Source organism: Mesorhizobium waitakense (assembly GCF_056431085.1).
The window spans coordinates 38,350-64,749 of record NZ_JBWKME010000043.1; the positions used below are offsets into that span (position 1 = coordinate 38,350).

The 26,400-nt window shown below is 62.7% G+C and carries 29 protein-coding genes and 2 pseudogenes; 4 read left to right on the top strand and 27 right to left on the bottom strand.

What is annotated here, in order from left to right:
• Positions 1-74: 74 nt before the first annotated feature.
• The 5 genes from AC07FD_RS10035 to trbB form a co-directional block, all read right to left on the bottom strand.
• Positions 75-344, bottom strand: a complete 270-nt coding sequence (locus tag AC07FD_RS10035; RefSeq protein WP_478349702.1) for a hypothetical protein — start codon at positions 342-344, stop codon at positions 75-77.
• An 81-nt stretch (positions 345-425) separates the two neighbouring features.
• A complete protein-coding gene (locus tag AC07FD_RS10040; RefSeq protein ID WP_478349703.1) occupies positions 426-1,091 on the bottom strand; it encodes an aldo/keto reductase in 666 nt (221 codons plus the stop codon).
• Positions 1,092-1,106: 15 nt separating this feature from the next.
• Positions 1,107-1,403: a VirB3 family type IV secretion system protein gene (locus tag AC07FD_RS10045; protein ID WP_478349704.1), complete on the bottom strand. Its 297-nt coding sequence runs from the start codon at positions 1,401-1,403 to the stop codon at positions 1,107-1,109.
• Positions 1,403-1,696 carry a TrbC/VirB2 family type IV secretion system protein gene (locus tag AC07FD_RS10050; RefSeq protein WP_478349729.1) on the bottom strand — a complete coding sequence of 98 codons (294 nt, stop codon included), beginning with the start codon at positions 1,694-1,696 and terminating at the stop codon, positions 1,403-1,405. Before AC07FD_RS10050 ends, AC07FD_RS10045 begins: the two co-directional genes overlap by 1 nt.
• 35 nt (positions 1,697-1,731) lie before the next feature.
• Positions 1,732-2,748, bottom strand: coding sequence for a P-type conjugative transfer ATPase TrbB (trbB, locus tag AC07FD_RS10055; protein ID WP_478349705.1), 1,017 nt, complete (start codon positions 2,746-2,748; stop codon positions 1,732-1,734).
• A 413-nt stretch (positions 2,749-3,161) separates the two neighbouring features.
• Here trbB and AC07FD_RS10060 point away from each other — a divergent pair, with 413 nt between their 5' ends.
• Together AC07FD_RS10060 and AC07FD_RS10065 are read left to right on the top strand one after the other, a co-directional pair.
• Positions 3,162-3,746: a helix-turn-helix domain-containing protein gene (locus AC07FD_RS10060; RefSeq protein WP_478349706.1), complete on the top strand. Its 585-nt coding sequence runs from the start codon at positions 3,162-3,164 to the stop codon at positions 3,744-3,746.
• Positions 3,739-4,971 carry a type II toxin-antitoxin system HipA family toxin gene (locus AC07FD_RS10065; protein WP_478349707.1) on the top strand — a complete coding sequence of 411 codons (1,233 nt, stop codon included), beginning with the start codon at positions 3,739-3,741 and terminating at the stop codon, positions 4,969-4,971. Before AC07FD_RS10060 ends, AC07FD_RS10065 begins: the two co-directional genes overlap by 8 nt.
• A 44-nt stretch (positions 4,972-5,015) precedes the next feature.
• Here AC07FD_RS10065 and AC07FD_RS10070 read toward each other — a convergent pair whose 3' ends face one another.
• The 16 genes from AC07FD_RS10070 to AC07FD_RS10145 all read right to left on the bottom strand — a co-directional run bounded on the left by AC07FD_RS10070 (position 5,016) and on the right by AC07FD_RS10145 (position 17,533).
• On the bottom strand, positions 5,016-5,471 hold the full coding sequence (locus AC07FD_RS10070) for a CopG family transcriptional regulator (RefSeq protein ID WP_478349708.1): 456 nt from the start codon (positions 5,469-5,471) through the stop codon (positions 5,016-5,018).
• A 7-nt stretch (positions 5,472-5,478) separates the two neighbouring features.
• The gene (locus AC07FD_RS10075; RefSeq protein ID WP_478349709.1) at positions 5,479-7,464 is read right to left on the bottom strand and encodes a conjugal transfer protein TraG; all 1,986 of its coding nucleotides are present in this window, start codon (positions 7,462-7,464) and stop codon (positions 5,479-5,481) included.
• 27 nt (positions 7,465-7,491) lie between these two features.
• Complete coding sequence (locus tag AC07FD_RS10080) at positions 7,492-9,231, bottom strand: relaxase/mobilization nuclease domain-containing protein (RefSeq protein WP_478349710.1); 1,740 nt, start codon at positions 9,229-9,231, stop codon at positions 7,492-7,494.
• A gap of 243 nt (positions 9,232-9,474) precedes the next feature.
• Positions 9,475-10,248: a lytic transglycosylase domain-containing protein gene (locus AC07FD_RS10085; protein WP_478349711.1), complete on the bottom strand. Its 774-nt coding sequence runs from the start codon at positions 10,246-10,248 to the stop codon at positions 9,475-9,477.
• Between the two features lie 3 nt (positions 10,249-10,251).
• Positions 10,252-10,587, bottom strand: a complete 336-nt coding sequence (locus AC07FD_RS10090) for a DUF736 domain-containing protein (RefSeq protein WP_478349712.1) — start codon at positions 10,585-10,587, stop codon at positions 10,252-10,254.
• Between the two features lie 69 nt (positions 10,588-10,656).
• The gene (locus AC07FD_RS10095) at positions 10,657-11,202 is read right to left on the bottom strand and encodes a S26 family signal peptidase (RefSeq protein ID WP_478349713.1); all 546 of its coding nucleotides are present in this window, start codon (positions 11,200-11,202) and stop codon (positions 10,657-10,659) included.
• Positions 11,199-11,720, bottom strand: a complete 522-nt coding sequence (locus AC07FD_RS10100; RefSeq protein ID WP_478349714.1) for a DUF2840 domain-containing protein — start codon at positions 11,718-11,720, stop codon at positions 11,199-11,201. Before AC07FD_RS10100 ends, AC07FD_RS10095 begins: the two co-directional genes overlap by 4 nt.
• Positions 11,717-12,244, bottom strand: a complete 528-nt coding sequence (locus AC07FD_RS10105) for a hypothetical protein (RefSeq protein WP_478349715.1) — start codon at positions 12,242-12,244, stop codon at positions 11,717-11,719. The genes AC07FD_RS10100 and AC07FD_RS10105 overlap by 4 nt, the downstream gene beginning before the upstream one ends.
• Positions 12,241-13,401, bottom strand: coding sequence for a replication initiator protein A (locus tag AC07FD_RS10110; RefSeq protein ID WP_478349716.1), 1,161 nt, complete (start codon positions 13,399-13,401; stop codon positions 12,241-12,243). Before AC07FD_RS10110 ends, AC07FD_RS10105 begins: the two co-directional genes overlap by 4 nt.
• Before the next feature lie 18 nt (positions 13,402-13,419).
• Entirely contained in the window at positions 13,420-13,701 is a 282-nt protein-coding gene (locus tag AC07FD_RS10115; protein ID WP_109672573.1) for a helix-turn-helix transcriptional regulator, read from the bottom strand.
• Between the two features lie 140 nt (positions 13,702-13,841).
• Positions 13,842-14,387 (bottom strand): DUF2285 domain-containing protein, encoded by a 546-nt coding sequence (locus tag AC07FD_RS10120; RefSeq protein ID WP_478349717.1) that lies wholly within the window; start codon positions 14,385-14,387, stop codon positions 13,842-13,844.
• 16 nt (positions 14,388-14,403) lie between these two features.
• Entirely contained in the window at positions 14,404-14,607 is a 204-nt protein-coding gene (locus AC07FD_RS10125; protein ID WP_478349718.1) for a transcriptional regulator domain-containing protein, read from the bottom strand.
• A gap of 134 nt (positions 14,608-14,741) precedes the next feature.
• On the bottom strand, positions 14,742-15,002 hold the full coding sequence (locus tag AC07FD_RS10130) for a DNA -binding domain-containing protein (protein ID WP_478349719.1): 261 nt from the start codon (positions 15,000-15,002) through the stop codon (positions 14,742-14,744).
• A 175-nt stretch (positions 15,003-15,177) separates the two neighbouring features.
• Complete coding sequence (locus AC07FD_RS10135) at positions 15,178-15,504, bottom strand: DUF736 domain-containing protein (RefSeq protein ID WP_478349720.1); 327 nt, start codon at positions 15,502-15,504, stop codon at positions 15,178-15,180.
• A 262-nt stretch (positions 15,505-15,766) separates the two neighbouring features.
• A complete protein-coding gene (locus AC07FD_RS10140; protein ID WP_478349730.1) occupies positions 15,767-16,141 on the bottom strand; it encodes an aminotransferase class I/II-fold pyridoxal phosphate-dependent enzyme in 375 nt (124 codons plus the stop codon).
• Between the two features lie 186 nt (positions 16,142-16,327).
• Positions 16,328-17,533 carry a DUF932 domain-containing protein gene (locus tag AC07FD_RS10145; protein WP_478349731.1) on the bottom strand — a complete coding sequence of 402 codons (1,206 nt, stop codon included), beginning with the start codon at positions 17,531-17,533 and terminating at the stop codon, positions 16,328-16,330.
• Positions 17,534-17,954: 421 nt separating this feature from the next.
• Here AC07FD_RS10145 and AC07FD_RS10150 point away from each other — a divergent pair, with 421 nt between their 5' ends.
• Entirely contained in the window at positions 17,955-18,488 is a 534-nt protein-coding gene (locus AC07FD_RS10150; RefSeq protein ID WP_478349721.1) for a Ros/MucR family transcriptional regulator, read from the top strand.
• 99 nt (positions 18,489-18,587) lie between these two features.
• On the opposite strand, the gene AC07FD_RS10155 is transcribed toward AC07FD_RS10150, so the two are convergent.
• The 6 genes and pseudogenes from AC07FD_RS10155 to AC07FD_RS10180 all read right to left on the bottom strand — a co-directional run bounded on the left by AC07FD_RS10155 (position 18,588) and on the right by AC07FD_RS10180 (position 25,869).
• The gene (locus AC07FD_RS10155; protein WP_478349722.1) at positions 18,588-18,899 is read right to left on the bottom strand and encodes a DUF736 domain-containing protein; all 312 of its coding nucleotides are present in this window, start codon (positions 18,897-18,899) and stop codon (positions 18,588-18,590) included.
• Positions 18,900-19,701: 802 nt separating this feature from the next.
• Positions 19,702-21,811 (bottom strand): annotated as a pseudogene (locus tag AC07FD_RS10160) (ParB/RepB/Spo0J family partition protein).
• A gap of 546 nt (positions 21,812-22,357) precedes the next feature.
• Positions 22,358-22,840, bottom strand: a complete 483-nt coding sequence (gene greA, locus AC07FD_RS10165) for a transcription elongation factor GreA (RefSeq protein ID WP_478349723.1) — start codon at positions 22,838-22,840, stop codon at positions 22,358-22,360.
• Between the two features lie 127 nt (positions 22,841-22,967).
• Positions 22,968-24,114 (bottom strand): annotated as a pseudogene (locus AC07FD_RS10170) (IS30 family transposase).
• Between the two features lie 374 nt (positions 24,115-24,488).
• Positions 24,489-25,019 (bottom strand): hypothetical protein, encoded by a 531-nt coding sequence (locus AC07FD_RS10175; RefSeq protein ID WP_478349724.1) that lies wholly within the window; start codon positions 25,017-25,019, stop codon positions 24,489-24,491.
• 67 nt (positions 25,020-25,086) lie between these two features.
• A complete protein-coding gene (locus AC07FD_RS10180) occupies positions 25,087-25,869 on the bottom strand; it encodes a flavin-containing monooxygenase (RefSeq protein ID WP_478349725.1) in 783 nt (260 codons plus the stop codon).
• Positions 25,870-26,005: 136 nt separating this feature from the next.
• On the opposite strand from AC07FD_RS10180, the gene AC07FD_RS10185 reads away from it, so the two are divergent.
• Positions 26,006-26,353 carry a TetR/AcrR family transcriptional regulator gene (locus tag AC07FD_RS10185; protein WP_478349726.1) on the top strand — a complete coding sequence of 116 codons (348 nt, stop codon included), beginning with the start codon at positions 26,006-26,008 and terminating at the stop codon, positions 26,351-26,353.
• The last annotated feature ends 47 nt before the right edge of the window (positions 26,354-26,400 follow it).

Genomic DNA, 26,400 nt, shown 5'->3' on the forward strand with positions numbered 1-26,400 from the left:
GGGGCGACTCGGTTCCGCACTGCCAATTATGCGACCTTCGAAGCACAAACGGCGAACACGCAGGGGGGCAGATGTCAGCCTTCTGGCGCGTTCAAAAGGGCTTCCACCGTTGGACGCTCTCGATCACCAAGTTGAAATTCGGGGAGTCTAAAGATCATCGCGGCCATGGCAACTCGCCGCAGGGCGTCAACCATTTCGTCATGTGGCAGCAAGGCGAAGGTCTGCGGTCCGGCTGATGCAAGGTCGTAGTCCTTGCGGTTGAAAAACATGCGAGCATGAGGAGCGCAGCCCTCGAGGTTATTGCTCAGCCATTGGTGCAGGAAGTCCGTGCCACGCGTGCTCATCCCGGCATAAGCCGGCGAACATACACAAGTTCCTGCCGCTACTGGAGGCGGCCACGCACAGCAGCCGCCACGGTCCTCGGGTCAACGCAACGAACTCAGCGCCGTGAAATCCTCGTCGCTGAGCGTGATCGAGGCAGCTGCGGTGTTTTCCTCGAGATGGGCGACCTTGCTTGTTCCTGGGATCGGCAGCATCACCGGCGAACGCTTGAGAAGCCAAGCCAGGACGAGTTGGTTGCGGGTTGCGCCGTGCTTCGCAGCCAGTTGGTCGAGGGCCGAGTTGGATGCCTTGCTGACATCGAGCGGTCCCCAAGGAACAAAGGCGATGCCTTCGGCCTCGCAGTATTGCAGGACGTCTTCGCTTGAATCGTTGAACAGCGAGTACTGGTTCTGGACGGTCGTGACGGGGATCGCACCGGCCTCCTCGAAGCCCGCCTTTCGCTCCGCATCGACCAGCGTGGAGGCCGCATCCGGAAAGCTACTGTCGGGATAGCGGGTCGAGGCATGGCGCTGCGCCTCCACGAAGATCGCCCAGCCGGAGCCGAGACGGCGGAAGGCATTGTTGAGCCGGCTGGCGACGGCGACCAGTTCGGCCGGCACCGCGCTGTCGAGATCAGGACCGCGAAAGCGCGCGATCCGCTGGAAGCTGCCGTCCTTGTTGAGGACGACACCGGCGCCGACCAATGCCGCCCAGGGCAGGAAGTCGGCGAGGCGGCGGCTGCGGTTGCGATATTCGGCAAGGTTCATCATCGTTTGCGACCTCGCTCAGACAGTGAAATGCGCAGGGATGCGCAGGTGCCGGCGAACGACGTCGACGAAGAGCGGGTCACGCTTGGCGGCCCAGACAGCGGCAACGTGGCCGATCGCCCAGATGCCGATGCCGACGAGCCACAGACGCAGCCCCAGCCCCACGGCGCCCGCGAGCGTCCCGTTCATAATCGCGATAGCGCGCGGGGCGCCGCCGAGCAGGATCGGCTCGGTCAGTGCCCGGTGCACCAGGACCACATAGCCCGGCACTGCGTAGTCCGGCATTGGGCCGCCCTGTTCGACAGCGCCCGCCATCAGATCAGCGCTCCGCCGCCGAACGAGAAGAACGACAGGAAGAAGCTCGACGCCGCGAAAGCGATGGACAGGCCGAACACGATCTGGATGAGCCGGCGGAAGCCGCCCGACGTGTCGCCGAAGGCGAGCGTCAGGCCGGTGACGATGATGATGATCACCGCCATGATCTTGGCGACCGGGCCCTCGATCGACTGGAGGATCTGTTGCAGCGGTTGTTCCCACGGCATCGACGAGCCGGCGGCATGGGCGGGCGCGGCCATAACCAGGATGAGCGTGGCACCGGAAACGGTCATGGCGAGACGATGGCGCGCGAGGCACAGGCGTTGGATCACGGATTTTCTCCTTCGTGGCTTTGGATGAGCAAGGTCGGGCTGTCGTCGCCCTCGAAGACGGCTGGTGCGACCTGGTAGTCACCGTCCGGGCGCAGGCCATCGACACGGGCGAGTTCGAACAGCCGGCGCGCGGAGCCGCGGCCGGAAAGGACGGCAACCAGGTCGATCGTCTCGGCGATCAACGCGCGCGGCACCGTGACTACGGCCTCTTGGATCAGCTGCTCCAAGCGGCGAAGCGCGCCGATGGCGCTGCCGGCGTGGATCGTGCCGAGGCCGCCGGGGTGGCCGGTGCCCCAGGCCTTGAGCAGTTCGAGCGCCTCGGCTCCGCGCACTTCGCCGACTGGAATGCGGTCGGGGCGAAGGCGCAGCGATGAACGAACGAGATCCGAGAGCGACGCGACGCCGTCTTTGGTGCGCATCGCCACGAGATTCGGCGCGGCGCATTGCAGTTCGCGCGTATCCTCGATGATGACGACGCGATCGACGGTTTTGGCCACTTCGGCCAGCAGCGCGTTGATCAGCGTGGTCTTGCCCGTGGATGTGCCGCCAGCGACCAGAATGTTGGCGCGATTGGCAACGCCCAACCGAAGCGCGTCCGCCTGGCGCACCGACATGATCCCGGCCGCGACATAATCCTCGAGGGTGAAGATGGCGATGGCAGGCTTGCGGATAGCGAAGGCGGGGGCCGCGACAACGGGAGGAAGAAGCCCCTCGAACCGCTCCCCGGTCTCGGGCAACTCGGCCGAGACGCGTGGGGCGCCGGCATGGACTTCGGCGCCGACATGATGAGCAACGAGGCGGATGATGCGTTCGCCGTCCGCCGCCGACAGGCGCTCTCCTGTGTCGGACAACCCCTCGGACAGGCGATCGATCCACAAACGCCCATCGGGGTTGAGCATCACCTCGACGATGCCCGCGTCGTCGAGATAGCTCGCGATCGCGGGTCCGAGCGCTGTGCGCAGCATGCGTGCGCCGCGCGCCAGGCCTTCTGAATTGTGAGGCGAAGCTGCCATCCTGTCCCCGTTTCGATCCGGGGGAACATGGGTGGCCCCCTGGACGGGGATGATTAAGAGAGCCACATCTCGAGTGGTTTCAACACCTATGTCGAGGTGTAGTGGCGTAGCGTACAATTACAGGAGATTGGCGGGATCGTCCGGCGACCAGCATTGACGATCTCGCGCCAAATCTGCTCCGTTGTCGCCGCAAGCCCTGCGAGGCGACGATTCTTCCATCCGGTTCGCACGCGCAAGCGACCTCGCTGCGGCTGTTCAAGTCTACCAAGCCGTTGGCCGACGACAATCGATCCATTAAAACATATCATCGCATGGTGGTGATATGTTTCCATATATCAGCTCTTGCAAGATTTTGCACAAAATGATATGCTGAAGCGTATCATAAACCACCACTGATATACAAAGGCATATCAATGCCCTACGCGACAGACGAGATTCTCCAGACACTCCGCGGCGCCCGCGAGCACAGCGGGCTGAGCCAGCGCGACCTCAGCGCCCGGATCGGAGTTCCGCAAAGCCATATTTCGAAGATCGAGAGCGGCGCGACCGACCTCAGGCTTTCAAGCCTGGTTGAGTTCGCACGGGCGCTCGATTACGAACTGGTCCTGGTGCCGCGCAAGGCCCTGCCGGCGGTCGAAGCCATAGTCAGCAGCGCTTCCGCCACGCTCAGCGTCGAAGCCCGCCAACGTTCCCAGGTATTTCATCGCGCCCAGGCAGCCCTCGCAAGACTAAGCCGCGATGACCCCGAGGCTGCGGAAATCCGGCGTCTCGATCAGACGCTGCGCGAGCTTGCGACCTTTCAGCTCGGCAAAAATGATCTCGAAGCGCTGCACACCATCGCCGGCAGACTGATGAAACTCCCGGCCGGTCCTGCCGCACTTCCCATCATCGAACGCGTCTCGCGGCAACTTAGAGGGCTGCGCAACAGGATCGCCCACGCACTCCCGGAAGCGCCGCGCCCGGCCTACGAACTCGACGAGGATGACGAGGATGCCTGACGTTTCCATCCTCGATGTCCGGCTCTACGGCGAGAAGATCGGAACGCTCACGCTCATTGCGGGCGATCGCACGCTGTTCGCCTTCGACAAGGCCTATATCGACAATCCAGAGCGACCGACGCTCAGCCTGTCGTTCAAGGACCAGTTCGGCCAGCTCCTGACCGAATTTCGACCCATAAATGTCAGGGTGCCGCCCTTCTTTGCGAACCTCCTGCCCGAGGGGCCAATGCGGGCCTATCTTGCCGAGCGGGCGGGCGTGAACGAAAAGCGCGAATTCTTCCTGCTCTGGGTTCTCGGTCGCGACCTTCCCGGCGCACTCACCATCGTGCCGGCGGACGCGGAAGCCTGGCCGGACCTCAAGGACGAGGGCGACGAGGAAGCGCGCCGCGCGCGTCGGACGAATGCCCTGCGATTTTCGCTGGCGGGCGTGCAGTTGAAGTTCTCGGCGGTGAAGAACGCTGGAAAGGGCGGAGGTCTTACGATTCCCGCCAACGGCGTCGGCGGTTCGTGGATCGTCAAACTTCCCTCGCAGGTCTACGGCGGTGTGCCAGAGAATGAGTTCTCGATGATGAGCTTGGCGGCGAAGCTCGGCATGGACGTGCCCGAGTTGCAGCTGCTTGACACCAATGCGATCGACGGCCTTCCCGAGGGAATGCGTAGTATGAAGGGCCACGCGCTTGCCATCCGGCGCTTCGACCGCACCGACGGCGGTCCGGTGCATATCGAGGATTTCGCCCAGGTGTTCGGTGTCTGGCCGGACGACAAATACAAGCGCGCAAGCGCGCGCAACATTGCGACTGTGCTTGGCGTTGAGGCCGGAGACGACAGCGCCGGCGAGTTCATCCGCCGGCTCGTCTTCAACACGCTGATCGGCAATGCCGACATGCACCTGAAGAACTGGTCGGTGATCTATCCCGACCGGCGGTCAGCGGCGCTCGCTCCAGCCTATGATTTCGTGTCGACCATCCCCTACATCCCAGACGAGTTCGCCGCCATCAAATATGCCCGCACCAAGCGCATGCGGGAGCTCTCGCTCGACGAGCTCCGCTACCTCGCGGCGAAGGCGCACCTGCCCGAGAAGCTGGTTGTCGATACCGCGCGCGAAACCGTCACCCGATTCCGTGACGAATGGCCGGAGGCGAAGAAGACGCTCCCCGTTGCGCGCGCCGTCGCCGACGCGATCGACGCTCACCTGCAAGACCTCGCGCTGATTGCCGAGGCCTGAACGATGATCCACGGACCTGTGCCGTCCGCGAGCCGCCTGTCCCTCTATCGCACGGGCACGCCGGGCTGCATTGGGTCGAGACCGCCATCGATGTCCTCGGATATCTCGTGCCGGAGCTTCGGTCCTTTCGCCAGCCGCCGGCCGAGTGCGGTGACGAAGGCATCATAGCGCTCGCCCGCCTTGGCGTGGGCCGCCTGCGCCGCCGGCTCGGGCAGCGCCGGTGTTGTCGCCAGCCAGAAGCGGACGAAAACCGCGAGCGTCTCCACGGCAATCGCGACATCACGCTCCTGGCGTGCCGTACGGCGATCGAGTTGGTCGAGCCGCTTGGTGATCGCCGCCTCCTGTCGCTCGGCGGCATCGGGTGAGAGGAACGACTCGATAGCCGCCTCCGCGACGAGCGACCGGGAAAGATCACGGCGCGCCGCATGTTCGACCAGCCTGCTCATGACCTTCGGATCGAGATAGACGGACAGGCGTTGTTTGCGGGGTGCCTTTGCCATCGGAGCCTCACATATCCACACCGTCGCCGGGGTCGAGCGACGCCTGCCGCGCAATGCCCTGCATGAGTCGCGTCAACCGACGATTGCGGGCAACATTGTCTTGGTCGGCGTCGTCGAGGTGATCGATCTCGAATTCGTTCTCGGTCGAAGACTTCACGACCTGGTCAACGCGACTGAGCTCGGGTTGCCGACGACGCTCGGATTCGGTCAGGTCCTCATCCGCGACCGCGGGCGACGAAGTGGCTTCCGCAATCTGGGGACGGGAAGGCAGAGGCAGTCTGGTCCAGTCGTCCGGTCTCCCCTCCACTGCCGCCACCAACGCCGGCGGCGGCAGGATACGCTCCTTGAAGCGAGCGTCCTCATGATAGCGCGCCTTTTTGGCGCGGATCGGCGGCGCACCCGAGACCATGACAATCTCGTCGGTGGACGGGAGCTGCATCACTTCACCAGGCGTGAGCAGCGGGCGCGCCGTCTCCGAGCGGGAGACCATGAGATGACCGAGCCACGGCGACAGCCGGTGGCCGGCATAGTTCTTCATAGCCCTCATCTCCGTTGCAGTTCCCAGCGCATCAGACACGCGCTTGGCGGTGCGCTCATCATTGGTGGCAAAGCTTACCCGGACGTGACAGTTGTCGAGGATCGAGTTGTTGGCGCCGTACGCCCTCTCGATCTGATTGAGGGATTGAGCGATCAGGAAGCTTTTCAGCCCGTAACCGGCCATGAAGGCGAGCGCCGACTCGAAGAAGTCGAGACGGCCAAGCGCCGGAAACTCGTCGAGCATCAGGAGCAGCCGGTGCCCATTCGCCCTCACCTGCAGATCTTCGGTCAGGCGGCGACCGATCTGATTGAGAATCAGGCGAATGAGCGGCTTGGTCCGGTTGATGTCGGACGGCGGTACGACGAGGTAGAGCGTTGTCGGATGCTTGTCGTCGACGAGGTCGCTGATGCGCCAGTCGCAGCGGCGGGTCACCTCTGCCACGACAGGATCGCGATAGAGGCCAAGAAACGACATGGCGGTGGACAGCACTCCAGAGCGCTCGTTGTCCGATTTGTTCAAGAGCTCTCGCGCGGCGCTGGCAATGACCGGGTGCGGACCGGCTTCACCCAGATGCGCCGTTTTCATCATCGCGGACAGCGTCGATTCAATCGGACGCTTTGGATCGGAGAGGAAGCCGGCCACGCCGGCAAGCGTCTTGTCCTGCTCGGCATAGAGGACATGCATGATCGCGCCGACCAGCAGGGCATGGCTGGTTTTCTCCCAATGGTTTCGCCTCTCGAGCGAGCCTTCGGGATCGACCAGGATGTCGGCGATGTTTTGCACGTCGCGGACTTCCCATTCGCCGCGGCGCACCTCAAGCAATGGATTGTAGGATGAGGATTTCGGATTGGTGGGATCGAATAACAGGACACGGCCATGCCTGGCGCGGAAGCCCGCGGTGAGTTGCCAATTCTCGCCCTTGATGTCGTGAACGACGGCTGAGCTTGGCCAGGTCAGCAGTGACGGGACGACGAGGCCCACACCCTTGCCCGAACGTGTGGGCGCGAAGCACAGCACGTGCTCCGGTCCGTCGTGGCGCAGATAGGCGCCGTCAAACCGCCCAAGCACCACGCCATCGGAGCCGAGAAGGCCAGTTGCCTTGACCTCCTGCTTGTCGGCCCAGCGGGCGGAGCCGTAGGTCTCGACCTTCTTGGCCTCGCGAGCACGCCAGACCGACATGCCTATGGCGACGGCGACGCAGGCGAAACCGCCGGAAGCCGCGATAAAGGCTCCCTCCACGAAGATGGACGGAGCGTAGGCATCGAAGCCATACCACCACCAGAAGAATGAAGGCGGAAGGTAAAACGGAAAGCCTAGGACACGGAACCATGGCCTGCCGAGCTCGGGCTGGAACGCCAGGCGCCAGGCCACCCACTCCGTCGCGCCCCAGGTCGTGAACAGTACGATCGCCAGCACGGCGAGGATTTGGCCCCAGAGAATCTTGGTGGCGGACATGGCCGCGGTCCTTTCTTCAAATTCAGTTTAGAGGCCGAGGCCTCGCTTGCGGCCAAAACTCCAGTCGACGCCGTCGTCATTGCGAGCGACGCCAGAGACGTGGCGGCCAAGATGTTTTTCCAGGGACGGCGTCCAAGGCACCAGTTGGAAACCTAGGCCGTCATCGATCATGGCGAAGCGGCCGGAGGCGAGCGTGAAACGTTGCCGGTAGGAACCGCCTACGAACTCGCCGTTGCGGACGCGGTTGAAGGGTTGGCCGGTTTCGGCCGAGAGCTTTTCGCCGAGCGCCTCCAGTTCGCGGCGACGCAGCGTGTCTATCAGGTTGCGGGTGAAGCTGATGCGTTGGCCATGCCGTTCGCCGAGGCCCTGTTCGACGAGATGGTCGGCGCGGCGCTGCATCGCCTGCCGTACCTCGGCGCCGAAGCCACCGCCCGACAGCGCAATCGGTTCGCGGGCGATATTTTGACGGTCAAGCCAAGTTGCGCCGGCGGCGGTGGTCTGCTGCTCAAGGTCGAGATCGGAACGGACAGCGAGCGCCATCCGCGCATGTCCCTGCGCGTCAGGGAATTTGCGCAGTTCGACGATCGAACCCGGAGCGCTGTCGCCGGCGGCGTCGAGATCGGACAGCTTGATGTGATGTGTGCGGCCATCGATGGCATCGACCACGGCGTACGCGCTGCCCTTCAGCTCATCATCGAGACCGCGGTCGACCAGCCGACCCACGATCGGCGTGTCGAGGCGCTCCGCCGCCAGCACGTAGCTCGCCGAGCCGCGCTCGATGCCCCGTTCGGTCAGGGCGCGGTGCATACGCTTGATGATATCACCGCGTTCGCCAAGCTCGCGCAACGTCGCCTCGGCCTTGTCATCGATCATCCACTGGCCTGGGCCGGCCTGTTCGGCAAGGCCAAGGGATTCGAGCTTGCGCACCCGCCCGACCTTCAGCACGTGATACTCGTCGGGCTGGCCGTTCAGGGTGGAGGCAAGGTCGATGACGCCTCGGTCGCGCCCGTCGCGAACAAGTTGCCGGTCAAGCTGGGTCCAGCGTTCGGCTTCGACCTGGCGCTGCAGATTTCGGCGGATGTCGAGATCGCTGCGCGGGCCGAGCTCCTGCGTAACAAGATCGGCCGCGCGGGCGCGCATCCCCTCCTTGATGTAATCGCGCGAGATCACAAGATCTTGCCCGTCCTCAGCGTGGCCGCGCAGGACGATGTGAAGGTGCGGGTTGTCGGTGTTCCAGTGATCGACGCCCGCCCAATCGAGTTTTGTGCCGAGGTCCTTTTCCATCTGGCCCATCAGATCGCGGGCGAAGGCTTTGAGATCCACCATGTCGACGGCATCTTCAGGCGAGACGATGAAGCGGAAGTGGTGCCGATCATCGCCGCACCGCGCGGCGAAAGCACCGCCATCCACCGCATCGGCCTCCGGCCCGAACAGCCTTGCCTTCTCCCCGTCACGGGTGACGCCCTCGCGGCGCAAATAGGTGAGATGGGCCGCAAGCGGCCCGGCGCGCACGTGATGGCGCACCAGGCGTGTCTTGATGATCACGATGCGCGAGCGGCCGGTGAGGAGACGATTGGCGCGCACGCTTGCCGAGCGGCCACGCCCGAAGGTCGAGCGATTGACCGGACTGATCCGGCCGGAGCGAGAGATATGGGCACCGGCCTTCTGGGCGGCGGCAAGCGCCTGCGCGATGAAAGGCCTGGCGCGCTGGGCACTGGGCGAGCGGATGCGGCCAGGCCGGATGCGGAAACCATCCTCGTTATTCATCGCGAAGATCCCGCACATCGTCACAAGCCACGGAAATCACTCCAAAAACAGCGCTCCAGCGCGGTGCGCCAATCTTCGCACCTCGCGGAAATGCGGCATAACCACTTGAAACTACACAACCGATCGACGCCGCACCTCGCGGCCTTTTATCTCGCCATCTTCCGGTTGTTCTGCCCTCCTTCCGGCTCCATCCACGCCACGGTGCGCTGGAGCTTGCGGTTGCGCGAAGACGCCGATACGCGCTCATGGCTGAATCCCTTCGCCTGATCGCGCCACGAAGAGACCTGCGGACTGCGGCGCGATGGCGACGACATCGCGCACTGGAGCAGCAGAGCCAGCGTTATTTGGCGGTCGCTCGGCCGGTACGGAGGCGACAGCCTGTTCGCGACCCGGCCGACCTACAAAAAGAGATGCATGCTTCCAGGGAATGGCCTCGGCGGACGTGACGGCGAAAGGGCGGATGGTCGCGCGGCCTCCGACAAACGGGGCAAGCGCTGCGACATAGGCGCGGGTCTCGGCCGGTAGCGGACGCCCGGCGAGGTAGGCTGCGTAGCGCGCAGGCCCGGCGTTGTAGGCGGCCAGAAACCCCGGCGACCCGAAGCGATCGTGCAGTTCGCGCAGATACGCCGTTCCTGCCAGGATGTTGTCCCGGGCATCGAACGGATCGTGGCCGAGCGACCAGCGGGCGCGCAGATCATCCCATGTGCCGGGCATGATCTGCATCAAGCCGCGGGCGCCTGCGCTGGATACGGCGCGCACATCGCCCGCACTTTCCTTGCGCATGATGGCGCGTATCAACGCGGTCGGAACGCCGAAGCGGTGCGAGGCTTCGCTGATGTGCGCGCCGAACGGATCGCGTTGCGACGATCGCGCGATGGCCAAGTCCTGCGCCACTGTCGCCGCCGGCATGACGGTCGCGACGGACAGGCCGCAAAGGAGGAGCAGAGCCATGCGCCGGGCAGCGCGAAGCGGCCCGGGCGCACCGCGATGGCTCGTCGACGGACGGCGAGCGCGCATCGTTCAATCCTTCTCGCTGCGGTCGCGCGGGCGCGCCCAGTGCAGCGACCAGGACGTCTTGTCGCCGCCATTGCGAAAGAGGTTCGCGCGTATCGGCTGCGCGAAGGTCGGTTCGTCGAGCTGGATCGAGACATAGTCTCCGGCCTTTTCGCTGGAGCGTTTCCAGCCGGCACCAATCTCAAGGCCGTCCTCGCTTCCGGCGTGAACGCGGTAGTCAGGCGCATTCTCCGTTTCGCTCGCCTCTGCCGCCACAATGGCGATATCTAGGTTGAGGCTGAGCGTGTGGATGCGCCCGCTATAGCCAGTCTTCTGGCGCGTCAATTCCCCGATCTGTTGCATGTCAGGCTCCTGTTTTCAGTGGTGCGGTGATGAAGGCTGGCGGCACGACGCGCGCCGCCGGTCGCGCGCTCACCGCGTTGGCGCGCGCCATTCGAAGCGGCCCTTGCCGTCCTCGTCTGTCCACAGAGGAGCGGCGCGGCCGATGATCTGGCCGGAGGAGAGGAGGCCGAAGTAACGTCCGTCGAGGCTGTCGCGGACCTGCCGGTTCATCAGGAAGACTTCCCCTGTCGAGACGCGGCGGCAGCCCTGCCAGACCGGCAGGGCACGGCCGGCCCGATCACGCTCCAGCGCCACGCCCGCCTCGATACCATCGACAGTGATGGTGAGGTTCGAGCGACAGACACGTTGCCCGTAAACGCCAAGGATGCGCTTCAAGAGTGGAACGCCCCTCGGCAGATAGCCGCGATCAGCCAGGAAGTCCGCGAGTGGCTCGGGCGCGTTGACGGCGACAAGATCGGCGACCTCGAACGGTCCGTCGAAGTCGATCGCATAGAAGCCAATCGGCACGCTGGCCGATGCGTTCCAGATCAGCCTGACCGGCATCGGCGAGAGGGCGGGATAGCCGACGCCGATGGATGCGACAACGCTCGCCAGGATGATCGCGGCGCGCGTCACGGCTCGGTCCTCCTGCGAAGCAGGGCGGCGAGGTGGTGGTCGAGCGTGTAGCCGTGCGGCTCATGCCCGGCGGTTATCCGGTTGTGGATGTGCCGCCAATGATCGGGCGATACCGACTCAAGTTCTATGCCGAGGCGTTGGATGGCGTCGATCGCCTGCAGGACGCGTTCGACCTTGGGCCAGGTCTCGACCTTCAGCAGGATGTCGCCGCCGGGGCGCACGAAGGGCAGTGTCTGATAGGCTTCGCCACGTGCGACCGCACGCACGATGTCGATACGTGAGATGATCGTTCCGAAGTCGTTCGCGGCCCAGCGCACGAAGGCGAATACCGCGCCTGGCCTATAGGACAGGATGCGCCGGCGACGATCAACGATCTGTTCTTGGGCGTGGGTGCCGAACCGTATCCAGTTCTCTTTTCTCTTCTCGACCCAGGTCAGTTCGACATGGACGAGATCGTCGGGGGCGTGGCGCGTGGCCGGGAACGCGCCGCGCACGCGTGGAGCCGCGATGCCAGTCATGATGGTTCTCCTGATGTTGCGGGAATTCGCGCGAGCATCTCGCGCCGCGTGTCGGCGGCGATGACGTCGTGCTGGAAAGCGGCGATGCGGTCGCGCACCTGCGTCGTCATGTCGGTGGTCGGGCGCACGACGAAGGCAGACTGATCGACGGTCCCCAACGCAGTGACGGCGGCCTTGATCCGCGTATCGGGACCTGACGGGCGCGATGCAAGCCAGTACCTTCCGGACCACTCACTCATCGCGCGCTCCCCTCGATCTCGCTCACGGGTGCGGCGGTCTCGCGCTGCCGTACCGTCGCCATCGAGGACGACATGCGCGCCGCTCGGGCCGGCAGATGCACGCTTCGCGGAGACGAGCCAGAAGCTCGGCCAAACCCAATCCATGGAACGGCGACGGTTGCACTTGAGCAGCACGAGGGCTGCGAGCGCCGCGACCCGATTTCCCTTGCAGACCAATTCGCCGGCGAGATGCAACGTCAAAGCCTTGCCGACACACCTCTTCTGATTGAGGAGCGCGACGATCATCGGCTGCCTCCGAAGGGCGGATGTAGAGGCGGATTCGAGGCATCGGAGGCGCTGGGTGCCGAGCTGCTACCACCAGAAACCGTTGAGGTGTTCGGGGTCTTGTTGGTGGTTACGCTGAGTGCGTCGCTGGCTCGCCGGACGAGCCCCTGCACATCGCGCGCGCGCACTTCAAAGTTAGATTCTGGGTTAGACTCTAAGTTAAGGGCGCGATTTCGGCTTTGGTTTCGGGAGGTTAGGCCCCGTTTGGGTTCCTGATAGCACGAGCCTGCGGTTCCCGATGGCACGATAGGTCCGGTTCCTGATAGCACGAGGCCGTCCACAGGCCTTCCACAGGAGGCGATCCGCTCAAAGGCGAGCAGCGCCCTGCCGCCAATCTCCACTTCCAGTGCAAGGGTGTAGCCGGGCAGCGGCTGGCGGCGGATGATGTCGCGCAGCTCGAAGGCAAAGCGCTTGTAGGGCGACAGGCTGCCGGATTTCAGGTGAAGGTGACGGAAGTCGAAGCGCCAGCCATCGCGCTGGCGTCCGCCATGCTTGCGCACCAGCCGATAGAGCCAGCGCTCCAGCCCGCCAGTCAGGTCGAAATAGGCGCGATCGATCGTCAGCACGAGCGCGTCATCGAGGACTGCCTGGTAGAACCAGTCGGGGACGATCAACTCGATCCCCGCGGGTTTACCATGGCGATCGATGCGCTCCTGCCACTCATTGATCCATGAGAAGCGGTGACGCCGGCCTTTGGCGGGCTGACGGATTGTCGTCGAGACAGTGGTCGACTGCAGCCGGTCAAGCGCCGCCTTCAGGCGTTGATAGTCGCGAAGACTCTTGCCGCGGCCGACGAAGGTGAGAATCTCATAGGGCGCGGCGGCCATCAGGCGCGAGGTACGAAGCCCGGTGTCGCGCGCCTCGACGATCTGGCTCGCGGCCCAGATCAGGATGTCGGCGTCCCAGATGGTCGCCATCCCATGATCGGGTACGGCTTCGACTCGGATCGTGACGTTGCCGGCCGTGAAGTCGATTGGCGCGACGCGATGGGTCTTGGAGAGGGAAAAGAACGGATAGGCCATGAGATCCTGCGCGTCTCTTGGCGCGAAGTCACCGGGAAGCGCCAGGAACAGGTCGAGTTGCCCGCGCTCCGAAAGGGATTGGTTTCGCGCCGCCATTTGGAAATGCGCCCGCGGTCAGCGTGCGTATCGTCCGCCATGCGCCGGCGGCGTCGGTGTATGACGCTTGGCGGGCAGGACCGACCCGCGCGGATCGGATGTAGAGGTGACAGCGCCGCGTTCGGCCCAAGCCTGAAGATCGTCGACGGCATAGACGACACGGCCGCCGAGCTTGCGGTAGCCAGGACCGGTGCCATAGGTACGGTGCTTTTCGAGCGTGCGGGCGGACAGGCTGAGGAAATCCGCGGCTTCCTTGGTGCGTAGGAAGCGCGGCGGCAAGACGGCGATATCGGGTCGCATGGGTCGGACCTCCGTGGGGTTTTGGGCCGCCGCTGGCGTTCAGCGGTGGACGGCGACCACGGTGGCGGAGAATGGGCTTCGCAAGGGATGGGGAAGTTGAGGGGAGCTAAAATCCCCACCCCTTGTCCGGGCTAGAACCGCTATGATCGACGGCGAGGCCGCAGGATCTGCAAATAGCCACCGCCAATCATGGCGGTGGCGCCTTCGACGAGGCCGATCACCGCGTCGCGCAGCGCGGAGGTCTTCCAAGGATCAGCGACGACGCGCTTAAACCCGTAAAGGGCGATGGCGATGTCGCGGTAGCTCGCGCCATTCGAGTGGCCGTCAGAGGCCTGCATCATAAGACGGAAGCGCCGGCGTTGCTGCGGGGTCATCCGTGTGTCTGAAGGTGCGGGGCGTCCCTGCAAGGTACGCCAGAACCGGGTGAGTGCTTCGATCCGTCCCAACGTTTCTGCGTCCAGGGGAATCAAGGCCGCCAGAGGACCGTGCGGGTCACTGCCGGGCAGAAGGAGAAGTTGAGTGACGACACCTGCACTATGGACAACGTGGCGCCCTTCCGGACTGTCGTGGTCCACGCCCAGGCCAGTCAACGGCGCGGCCGGCGTGGATATTAGGAAATCCGGCGCACCAATTAGGGGAACCACGGCTGGATCGACATCAGGCGACCAGAGAACGTCTTGCGCCAAGGCGGATAAGTCCGGTCTAGCCGGGAAATCGCAACCCCCACAGCCGCTGTACCTCAGGCCGCAACAGTGCTTTTTCGGCTCTTGTGGTCAGGAGCGCCCGGTAGTGCCGTTGATAGGGTTCGTGGCGTCGCAGACACTCCCAGGCGAGCCCTTCGATCGGCAAAGTATCGAAATAGTCATAGCTGTCATTGTCTCGCCAATGCGACGTATCCGGCCTCATCCAAGAGCTCCTCGCAAACAACGCGTAGACCCCGCCTCCAAACGATTCCGGGTTGTAGCGATTGGCGGAAGACCCTTGCCGGGCATCGGGTGATGCCACTTCGGCATCATCCGCGAACGACAGGCGCTGTGGTGCTAGTTGCTGGATCGACGCAAAAGATGACGGTAGCCTGCACGCGCCATCCAGCGCGCTCGCGCCAGATGGCTGTCGTGGATGCGCCGGGCGCGTTGTGGCTCCTTCGCCAGATCGATGCCGAAGAGAATTTCAACAACCTCGCGCCAGTCCGCGCCGTCGTCGGCGGCGTCTAGCAGACGCACATAGAGCTTGATGTGCTCCCGATCGTATTCGGTGAGTTCGTCGCTGGTCGGCGCGGTTTCGTCAAACGGCTCGATCATCGCTTGCCTCGTCTTCACAGAGTGAGCCTGCATTTTATAGAAACAATCTTGCCAGCGGAGGATGGTCTATCAGCATCAGGCGATGCGGTTTCGGCATCGCTCTCGGCTTGAGTGAACCGAACCGAACGTCCGCGGAAGAAGGCCCCGGCCTTCCGGCCGGGGCCTGCGCGGGTCCTTAGTCAGCCCGTCGCGCGGTCGGGCGTGACCAGATGAGCGAGAAACCCTCACCTTCCTCGTCGTCGAAGAGGTTGGCGTAGATCGGGGCGTTGAAGCTCGGATCGTCGAGCTTGAGACCAAGATAGTCGCGGCCCTCGTTGGAGGTCTTCGACCAGGCGGCGCCGATCTCTGCACGACCGACCAGCACCCGGTGGCTGGGAGCGTTCTCGCCAGTGGCGCGTGTGTCTGGGACGATGCGCACGTTCTTGGCCTGGACGCTGAGGGTGACGATTTCGCCGGTGAACTCGTTCGAGGCGGACTTCTTGAAGGTGCCGATGGTAGCCATTGTAAGTCTCCGTTTTCTGTTCCCGAGCCCGCACCATGCGGTCTCGATGGCGATCACTTGGCCGGAGGCGACCGACGACGCATCGCCCGCGACCGGAGCAACGCGGAGGACGGCGCAGGAACGACTTTCTTGTCTCGCGAGGAATGGCGGCGCCCGGGGTCCCCATACGCTTGCCACATGGGGTGGGAGCCGGCAGGGGAAGAAAGTCGAGATGCGTCGTTGCGGCTTAGGGGGTCGAGGCTTCAGCCGTCCTTCGGGCAGATCAGCCCAGGCCGTGTGGAGCGCTCTTGGGACGGATTGGCAACGGAGACGTTGGCGTCCAACTCGCCGCCAGCGGATCGCTACAAGCTTCACTGGCATCGCCCACACATTCCAGGCTCCAGATCCCGCGGACCTCCAACGCCCTCGTCACCGGCCGCGCTGCCGCCAACGACTCCCATTGCGGATCAAGGTCCGCGCCTGTGGGATTGTGATAGCAGCCGCGCAGCAAGACGACGTCTCCCGCTTCAGCCTCTCCCAACGCCGTCATCATCTCATCGAATGTGAGACGCTGGGACATTGGGTGAAGTACGGGTAGGTTAAGACGTGCAATCCGGCAGCTCCAAAGATCAACCAGTCGGGCCTTCGACCTTTGCATCGCCAATGAGTAAGTGGGCTGCAATTTTCACCATTGGTTGATGTGACCGTAGTTGCGTCGCGAGCCGGGCAAAGCCCGGCGAGCCGCAGCCACCAAGTTGATGCGAGCACGACAAATGGATCGTAGACTTTTTGATCAGAAGCTACGCGGCCGGATATCCGGCCGCGCATAATCTGGGCTGGGCTGTCAGGTTGCCTTTTCGAGCAGTGACTTGGCCTTGGCTTCAAGCTCGAGGCGGCTGTCTTGATGGGACTTGCTCCGGGCATGCGCGGTCATGCCTTGCACGAAATCAAAGATGCTCTCGGGCGGCCTGCCTTCCTCCTGCAAGACTGTTTCGATAATCTTGCCGGTCTCCCCCTTGGAGAAACCGCGCTTGCGCAGAAAGCTTTCGCGGTCGTCATCGCTACGGGCGACGATCTTCTCGCGGGCGGCTTTGATGCCGGCGATGAATGGCGCCGGTGAGGAGTTCGCGAAACTCGTCAAGGCCGGCGCTGCCTCATGGGCAAAACGCTGCGCTGCAAACTTCGAATGCCGGATGCTGATTTCTTCAAAACCTTCGACGCCCCAAAGGTTGCGGTTCATGCAAACGGCGCGAAGATAGAAGGAGGCGATGCCAAGCGTCTTGCTGCCAACTTCCGAATTCCAGCAATAGAAGCCCCGGAAATACAAATCCGGCTCTCCGTTCGGCAACCGTCCCGTTTCGATGGGGTGGGTGTCGTCCACCAGAAACAGGAAGACGTCGCGGTCGCTGGCGTAAAGCGTGGTGGTGTCCTTTGTGATGTCGACGAAGGGGTTATGCGTCATGGTTGCCCAGTCCAGCACGCCCGGCACCTTCCACATGGTGTCGTCGGTGCCGTTGCCTGCGATCTTCATGACCGCTGCGACAAGCTCGTGGTCCCAGATGCGGCCATAGTCCGGGCCGGTGACGGCGCGAAGCTCGATGCGTCCGTCTTCTGCCTCCAAGGTTTTCACAAGCTCGGCGCGATGGGAAAGCAGGCCGTGCTGCAGGTTGATGCCAGCCAGCGGCGCGGGAAGCTGGCGCATGTAGGTGGCGGGTGCACCGACAAGGCTGCACAACTGCCCGAAGCTCCAATGTGTGGGCGTAATCGGCTGGTCCTGTCCGGGAACAATGAGCGAAAGCCTTTCCGGATTGTCGCTAGATGCCTCGACCCTCACTGCCCGGCTCTCCACAGTCCGGGCCGTGGCGCGATCCGCACGGACGCGCACGGCGTCGTAAAGCTCCGTCAGCGACAGATAGCGCTCATCGTTGGGGCGCGAAAACCATTCCGACGAAACGCGACCGACGCGCTCGCCGCGCGAGATATCTACCCGAAAGCCGCCGGAAACAGCCTGCTGCTGGCCGTGGTTGGTGCCATTGGTATTCGTGATCATGTTCATTGCTCTCACTCCTTTTCGTCAAAGCCGAAGGCATGTCCCCCGGCATGCCTTCCGGGGGCGCGTGAGCGCGCGGGAGTGATGGGGGCCAATGCGGTCGCGCGGAGCCGGGCTGCGCGGTCGAGCGAAGCGGATGGAATTGACTTGAGAGTTGTGTGATCAGTCAGCCGCTTTGCGAGCCGGCGGCCCTGCTCTGCAACAGACGGCATTGGCGGGGAAGCGAGGGGAAGTCCCCTCGCTTTCCTGAAGGCTATGGGCAAGGTTATCCGAAGTCGATCAGAACGATGAAAACGAAGCTTGCCATTACAATATTGGCGAGAGGAGTGGATTGTAGAAAGGAAACGGACTATTTGCCAAATCGGCGGAACGGGTAAATCACACGTCTTTAGTGCGTCCGATGAGACAAGAGGAAAACTGCATGACCATTTCACCCGAACAAGACGGCCAAACAGATATCGTGTCGATCGCCGCCGACATTGTCGCCGCCTATGTGTCGAACAATCCACTGCCGGTCGCGGAACTGCCAAAGCTGATCGGCGACGTTCATGCCGCTTTGCAGGGGATTGGCACGCCTGCGGTTGAGCCTGTGGTGAAACCGGAGCCAGCGGTATCGATCCGCAAGTCGGTGACGCCGGACTACATCATCTGCCTGGAGGATGGGAAAAAATTCAAATCGCTGAAGCGGCACCTCAGCACGCACTACAATCTCAGCCCTGACGAGTACCGGGCGAAATGGAGCCTGCCTTCCGATTATCCGATGGTGGCGCCGAACTATGCTGCCGCTCGCTCGGTGCTGGCGAAGGCGATCGGGCTCGGCCGCAAGGCAGCAGAGCCCGCGCCGGCAGTGACACCCAAGCCGAAACGGGCTGCTCGCGCGGTCGCCGCGGCGATCACGCCGGTGGCCGCGAAGTCGTCGGCCAAGAAACCTCGCAAAATTGCCGCCAAGGCCTAGCCTGCGGCATCGAACTGACTATGTTCTGGGCCGTGGCGGATCTGAACATGGCGAAGCCCCGTCCACCGGACGGGGCTTCTCTTTTGCTTGGTGCCGATTTCACTCGGCGGCGCGGCGGGACCAGATGAGGGAGAATTCGCCCTGCGTTTCGGTCTCGACCAGGCTCGCGTAGATCGGAGCGGGGAAGCTCGGATCGTCGAGCTTTACGGAGTGGTAGTCGCGGCCCTCTCGCGAAGTCTTCTTCCAACCCGCACCGAACTCGGTGGCGCCGGCGAAGATGCGGTAGTCCGGACCCTTTTCGTTGTCGCCTTCGGCGGGCACGAAATCGACTGTCTTGACGTTGAGGTTGAGGGTCTTGACCGAGCCCTTGAAGCCCTTGGCGGTGCTGGTGAACATGCCGATCGTAGCCATTGTGGTGGTTCCTTCCGTTTGACCGGGCCGCGCCCATCGCGACCTCGATGGAGGTCTTGAGACCGGAGACGATCGGCCTGCACCCACCGGGGTCCCCGTTGCGCTTGCGCAATGGGGTGGTCCTTAGGGCTGGAACGAAGTGGAAGGCGGCCAGCGATGGCTTTTTTTGTTTCGCGATGCAAAGCTGGCCTTTTGGGCCGGCGGCGGAAAAAAGCCAGCGCTGGACGTTGCAGGAAGACGATCGAGGCGAAGCCGGTCTTCGGTCAGACCCAATCCATTCGAGGACGCAGTGGGAGCGGCCTGCCGCCATATGAGGAGGAACCGCCGCAAGGCCATGTGATCGCGCTTCTCATCCGGACCGCAAACGCTCCTGGGCCGATCTGAAAGCTAGCCCATCCTTGCCGGCAAGACGGCGATTGCCGCCGCCCTTGGAGAATGGAAATCAAGCAAGACACTCGCGCTGGCGGTACTTCGTCAGTCGCGGCATGGATAGCAGACATTCCATCCCTGAAGGTCAGATGATCACACCTTCGAGCCTCTCAACGATCCAAGGGGCTCATCCGGACGATGCAATGCGGGCATGGTCGAGATCAGCAGCAGGGCGAATACGCGTCAAGCTGAACCGATGGACTGCCGCGCCATTCGCCTTAAGCAGAAAACAGGCTTGCGACGGACGAGGCATCGCCAAGGGAGGAGCCGCCACATCTTACCCTCTTCCCTATGTCGTGCGGTCGAGGTCCCCGGNNTGCCCGAAAAATTCTAACGGTGTCCGGAGCCGCCTTCGCGGCTCCGGTTTCTGCCTTCATTCGGCGGCGACGTCGAAGCCCTGACCCGCCTCGCTCTTACCGTCGCCCTCGGAAGGGGCCGCATGGGCATCGTCCAAGGATACTCGATCCGCTGCGGAAGGCTTATCCGCCATGGTCTTGAAGGCTTCGACAAGAGGCGGATCGGCAACTATCGCAGGCTCCATGGTCCGTAGCAGCACCGGCAGCCAGCCGGTCCCGGCCAGCAACTGCTCAGCGGCTTCGGCCATCGGTTGCTTCTTCAACGCCGCAAGCCTCTCCGCCGCTTCGCTGCTGACAGCCTCGCCGACTGCGGCTAGGATGTGCGCCTTGGTGATCCGACCGAGATAGGTGCGCACAGTCGGTGTCCAGTGTGCCGTCATATCGAGCCCAAGCGCTGCCGCCAATCTGTCCGCCGTCTCGTCGGCGCTGGCTTGCGCTCCCACGGCTGCTTGACGGCGTTGACGGTGAGCGAAGCGCAATGCGTGAACAGCGCCATGATGCTGGCAGGATCAAGCGCGGCGATGAAGCCCCACAGGTCCGTCGCATTGGCCGGCATGTCCGCTGCCCATCCGGCATGCCGATCCGCCAGCGCCTTGGCCGCTGCCGTGTCTTCGATGCTATCGGCGTGGCCACCGAGATAGGTGCTCGTCGGCCGGATTTCCAGGCAATGGGCTTCCATGCCCTGATAGAAGGCCTGCGCGGCGAGCGTATGCGCGACAGCGATAAGGGCAACGTCCGGCTGCTCGCCGAGTGCAAGGCGAAGGCCGAGCGTCCGATGGGCAGTTAGGTCGCGGACGAGAAGATCGGAAAGCGGCTTGCCGTCCTCCTCCGCGTCTTCATCGTTCCCGCTATCGGTATCTGAATTGGCATCCGCCTCGATGATCTCGCCATCACCACTGATGGTAGAGCCTTCGTCGCTTCCTTCCGGTGCAGGAAATTCGTCGTCGGGGCGAATGAAGCCACGTTCGATGCGCGCCGTCCCGTCATGGGAGAGCACAACGAACACGCCGCCGCGCTCGACGACATCAGGGTCATAGGCGTGACGCAGTGCGTCGATGCGCTCGATCTCAGCCTCAAGCTCGCCGAAACGTTGATCAACATCGTCAGGCAATTACTCTGCACTCCTCCATTCTTCTGTCAGTTGGGTGAACGTCTCGAACGCCGCTCGATAGGCGGCTTCGTCTTCTTCCGACAAAACCACGGGCTGCGGGTAGTGACGACGCAGACCGTGTGCATGCGGGAAGTCGATGTGGACATCAGCCCATTTCCAGCCCTCAGCATGCCTGACGGTTTCGGCGATGCCTTGCAGCTTCTATGACCATCCGGTCGAGCAATGCCGGATCGTCATAGAAGCCGCCGCGATCATCGGTGAACAGATCGCGGATAATCATGCCGCCCGCGTCGATATAGGCTTCCGTGCCGATGAAGACGGCGCGACGGTCGCTAGCTGCGACATGGGTTCGCATCAGTTCGCGGCGGATGAGGTAGGGTTCACGATTGTAACTGAGGTTTTCGAAAACCTGTTCTTGCCGGGTGTGATCGTCGGTGATGGCAAAAGCCATCAGTTGGTCCAGCGTCAGATCACCGTCTCGATAGACCTGAATGAGCTTGGGGCTCACTGCTCCAAGCCGCAGGCGCTGCCGCACGACATGGGCGGTGATCCCAAAGCGGGCGGCGATTTCCTCCGCGCCCCAACCACGTTCCTCGCTGAGACGCCGGAACGCCTCGAACTGATCAGCAGGCGACATTGTTTTCGCGTGTGACATTCTCGTCCAGGCTGATCTCATGCGGATCGTTCTTGATGTCGATGACGCAGCGGATCGGTTCGGTCTTCTTGATCTCTTTGCGCTTCACGCGCAGAAGCTGCGCCAGCCTGCGGCCTTCGCCGATGGTGACGAGATAGAAGCCAGTTTCCGCGCCCTCGCCGTCAAGCTCCGGCTCGACCACAAGGTTTTGCAGCATGCTCTTGGCGGCGGTGCTGGCCGCATAGGCTTCGATGATCGCCTCGCTATGCGGCGTCTTGCGTGCATTGCGAGGCGACTTCTTCAATTTGTTCAGCGGAATGAAAACCTCCGTGCCGCTCTGACTGGCAATAGTGGTTTCCGCGTTCTTTGCATGGATGGTCATGGTTCTGGTCCTTTCCGTTACATGCCGAAGGCATGCCCCTCGGCATGCCTTCCGGGGGCGCGTGAGCGCGCGGCAGAGAGGGGGGCGAATGCCGGCGAGCGGAGCTGGGCTGCGCGTCGAGCGGGGCGGATCGGATCAGTTCGGCGGATGACTAGTCAGCGCCGCCTCGCGAGCGGGCGGCCCCGCTCTGTCGCAGGCGGCATTCGGGGGGGAGAGATGGCAAAGACCATCTCTCCCCCCGTGCGAACGTTGCCTTTGTCGCGAGGAAGCCTCAGCCGTGTCGGGATAGCTTCTGCGAAGAAAGGCAGTGCCCCGGCTTCCCTCTGAAGAAAGAAGCAGCCGTAGGAGCGTCAGCCCTTGCGGCGCCGCAGGCGCGACGCGGGACCGACTGCAACGACGAGACCGGTTAAGAGGGTAGCCGAAGGAGCGTCAGCATAGCGCCGCCGCAGGCGGGACGCGGGGCCGACTACCCCCGGCGAGGAGTACCGTACGGACTGCGCGAGGTGCTGCCTGCAACTCGGCCGCGCACCGTACCCATAGATCAAACTAAGAAATGGACACGATCTCAAGTTGGCGGTGCCGTAGCTGGACAATCTCGCCAACTCCCTTGCCAATCAGCGCGATGGCAACCGGTGAACCATGCGATATGGAAGCTTGAGACGGATTGGCCTCATCCTCGCCCACGATGCGATAGGTTTGTGTTCGGCCATCGTCACGCTCGAAGGTAACGGTGTGACCGAAAGCGATCACTTCATTAGACGCCGGCCCCGGCACAAGCTGAGCGGTACGGACGCGCTCGGTATAATATCGCAGATCTCGAACCGGGACCGCCGACTGCCGTCGCCTCTCGTTGACATCTTTCAGCAAACTGGCAGCCTCGAAAGCCTGTTGAGCGCGAGCCAATTCGTCCTGCAGCATCTTCAGGCCTGCTTCCGTGACAAGGTTTGTGAGGTCGGAGATAGGGCGAGGCGGAAGGATGGTTTCCGATGCCGCCTCGGCGCTTTCCTCCTTGGCAAACGCTACGCTCAATTCGTCGCTACTCCCTGTTGAATGCAGTTAGTAGACGGATAGCCCACATCCGACAATAAGCCGCAACAAACTGACGACTGGCTTGATGTGGCTCGAACGGCAGCTTTGCGCCGGTGAGTTCAACTGGTCATCGCAACACCTTCTGTAGCCTATCGGCCGGCGTTTCGAAGTCCAGGATTTTTCGGGGGCGCTGATTGAGCCGCAGAGCGACGGCGTTGAGTTGGGCCTGGAGACACTGGAGAGGTTGGTTGCTCTCGGGAAGTACTGCCTGAGCAGACCGTTGGTATTTTCGTTGGTGCCGCGCTGCCAGGGACTGCGCGGATCGCAGAAGTAGACCTGTAGATCGGTTGCAACGGTGAAGCTCCTGTGACGAGCCATCTCCTTGCCCTGGTCCCATGTCAACGAGCGCCGCAGCTCTTCGGGCAATGTGCAGATCTGCTTGGCGAGGGCCGCCACGACGGTGGCCGAGTCCCTTCTCGTCAACTTCACAAGCATCGTGAACCGGCTGTGTCGTTCGACGAGGGTGGCGATGTTCGTGTCGTTCGCACCGGTGAGCAGATCACCCTCCCAATGGCCTGGGATAGCGCGATCCTCAGCCTCAGCGGGACGCTCGCGGATGGAGACCATATCGAGTATCTGTCCTTGCCCCGTCCGGCTCTGTGCACCTTTGGCGAGGCGCATCTGCCGTTTGGTGCGCAGATGTGCCGTCAGTTCCTTCTTGAGCACCCTCGCGACTGGATGAATAGACTGCGATAGATTGCTTCATGAGATATCCGCATGCTTGGATCGCCCGGGTACTCTCGCCTCAACCAGCCCGCTATTTGCTCCGGCGACCACTGTAGCGCCAGCTTTTGCGCGACCCGCCATCGTAGCCGTCCAGAGCATGCAAGGCGACACTGCTTTGGGCGTAGCGCGCGCTCCCAAGCCTGCTTGTCAGTCCGAGTTGCACGGTAAGTTCGCGTACCTCCATTGCGCGTGATCTCCCGACATATTGTCGATGGCGCGCGCCCAAGACTTCTGGCAATGGCGCGTATCGCAAGACCCGCCGCGATCCCCCGAGAGATCTCTTCTCGCTCCGCCAGTCCAAGCGCCGAAGCCGCTCTACGCCTTGCTGACGGAGCGATACCGCCATGTAGGGATACGATCCGCTGCACGCCGGTTTTGTTCCTGCGGTCCAATGCCCGCGAGATCGACGAAATGCTTTGGCCTTGCTTCCATCGCTCCCAAAGCTCGGCCTTCTGCGCTGATGTAAGCCAGACCCGTGACGTCACCATGCGACACCTCCTCATCCTCTCAGACTAAAGGTGTTGCCACGATCGGTTGAACCCACCGCCGCATATCCGACATTGAGGTCTCCTCGGTCGTTTCCCGAAAGCAGACGGTCGGCTCAGGCGGGACGAAGTCCGGGTTTGACCCTCAGACATCGGGCCCTCTCACGCCGGATGGTAGCTTATAATCCCGCACCGACATGGCGCCTATTCGATCGAAATTTGGGAATGTTGGGCTCGCAGCTACCCTCGCTCTGTCGGAAAGGCATAGGACCCTCCAAAGACTAAGGGCGCCGGCATGGTGCTCATCGTGAACCGTCCGCGTTTGATTATAGCCGGCGAAATATCGCCGGGATGACAGGAGGATGCTCACGTGGCGCTTATGGTCCCCGGCTCAGCGCCAAAAGTTCAATGTGATTCGCGATATAGGCAGCGTCTCGGCCGACGAAGGCAAGAACAGCTGACCGGAACGTGTGCATCCAGTGCAGTCCCAGGAAATAGACTCCATAACAGGGGGTGACACCGCGCTGCTGGACTGGTTTGCCGTTGGCATCGACGATAGGGAGCTTCACCCAGTCGAAGCTGTAGCCGTATCCGCTCGCCCAGATAATCGTCCCAATGTTCTCCTGGTGCAGGTTCAGGGTGCGGATACTGTCGACATGGACAGGCGGCAGTGACGACGGGCGATCCTTCCGGTCGAGATCTGACCGCATCGCCTGCGTGGCGGCCAAAACGTCCGCCGCCTCCATGAAACCGGCATAGCTCTTGTCGGCTGCTGCCAACACTTCCATGGCGTCGTCAGCAAGCACCAGCGTACCATCGGTTATGCCTACGACCCGCCCTAGCAGCGTGGCGCCCGCGCCGCTCAAGTGGCACGGATCGAGATCGTAGCCCCCATCGACTCCGGTCAAAATAACCGTCGGCGGATACCTCCGGCCCGGAAAAGTGTCGATAGTTATATCGAAGCGGCCCAGATTTTCATACCACCAGATAACATCCTGACCACGGTAGCGCCGAGGCACGCGGCTGTTGGCGGCTGATCGAGAGAAACACACGTCGGCCGCTATGCAACAGTTCGTCTGCGATCTGGCACCCTGAATTGCCACTGCCTACGATAAGCACCGCGCCTGGCGGAAGCTGTTCAGGGTTCCGGTAGTGGATGGCATCGATCTGACAGACCGAGGCCGGTACTGCGCGGCAATAGTCCGCGATCATCGGCCGCTGAAACGGACCGGTGGCGATAACAACGTGCCGTGCCTTGATCTGGCCATCTGCTGTTTCGAGGGAATAGTATCCGCTGTCTTCTTCGCAGAGGCTGGTGACTTCAATGCCGGTGCGTATCGGGGCTTCGATCTCTCTCGCGTAGTCGAGAACGAAGCGCAAGACGTCCGAATGATGGACAAACCCGTCCGGATCGGATCCCGCATAGGGCTTCCCTGGCAACTCGAGCCACCGGTTCGGCAACTGGAACCGCAACGAATCCCAGCGCTCGGTTCGCCAGCGTTCGGCCACTCTCCGCCGTTCGAGGATGACGTGCTCTCGACCGCGCTGACGCAAATGATAGCTCATGGCCAATCCAGCCTGGCCGCCGCCAATTATCACCGTGTCGTGTTTCTCCGGCGAACACCGAGCCCCGAACGGCGTGCATCCTGCGCGTGGGCTCGTTTGAACCTTTGATCGCAGCAAGCTGGACCTAGGAGCTGCCTGTTGGTCAAGCTTCTTCAAATGCATGGTCACACTGAGCGGGGTAGCATTTTGCATCACCTTGCCTCATCCCTCCTGTGTCGGAAAACAGGCGCTCGTCGTGAGCCGACCGTGATGGCCCGACGTGAAAAGCCAGTTGGCCCGACCAGCGGATAGTGATATAGCTACTTGCTAGTAAACTGGTCTACTAGCCATGATTGAAAAAAATAGTTCTACGCGCGACAGATTGATTGCCGAGGGTCTCAAGTCGCTGGTCCTGAGCGGTTTCGACGGCGTGGGCCTGAACGCCATCCTCCATGCGGCAGGCGTCCCGAAAGGCTCTTTCTACTATTTCTTCAAGAGCAAGGAGGAATTTGTCGGTGCGGTTCTGGACGCCTACGAGCGGCACTATCTCGATCGGCGCAACGAAATATTCAAGGACGTTTCCTGCAGCCCTTTGCAGCGCCTCCGGAACTATTTCAACGAGGTCGAGCGTTACCATCTGGCCGAAGCGCCGCTTGGGGGTTGCCTTTTCGGCGTTCTGAGTCAGGTCGCCACGTAACCGGGGCAGATTTCCGGGCGATCAGGCTGGAGCGGCTTGGCTGACGA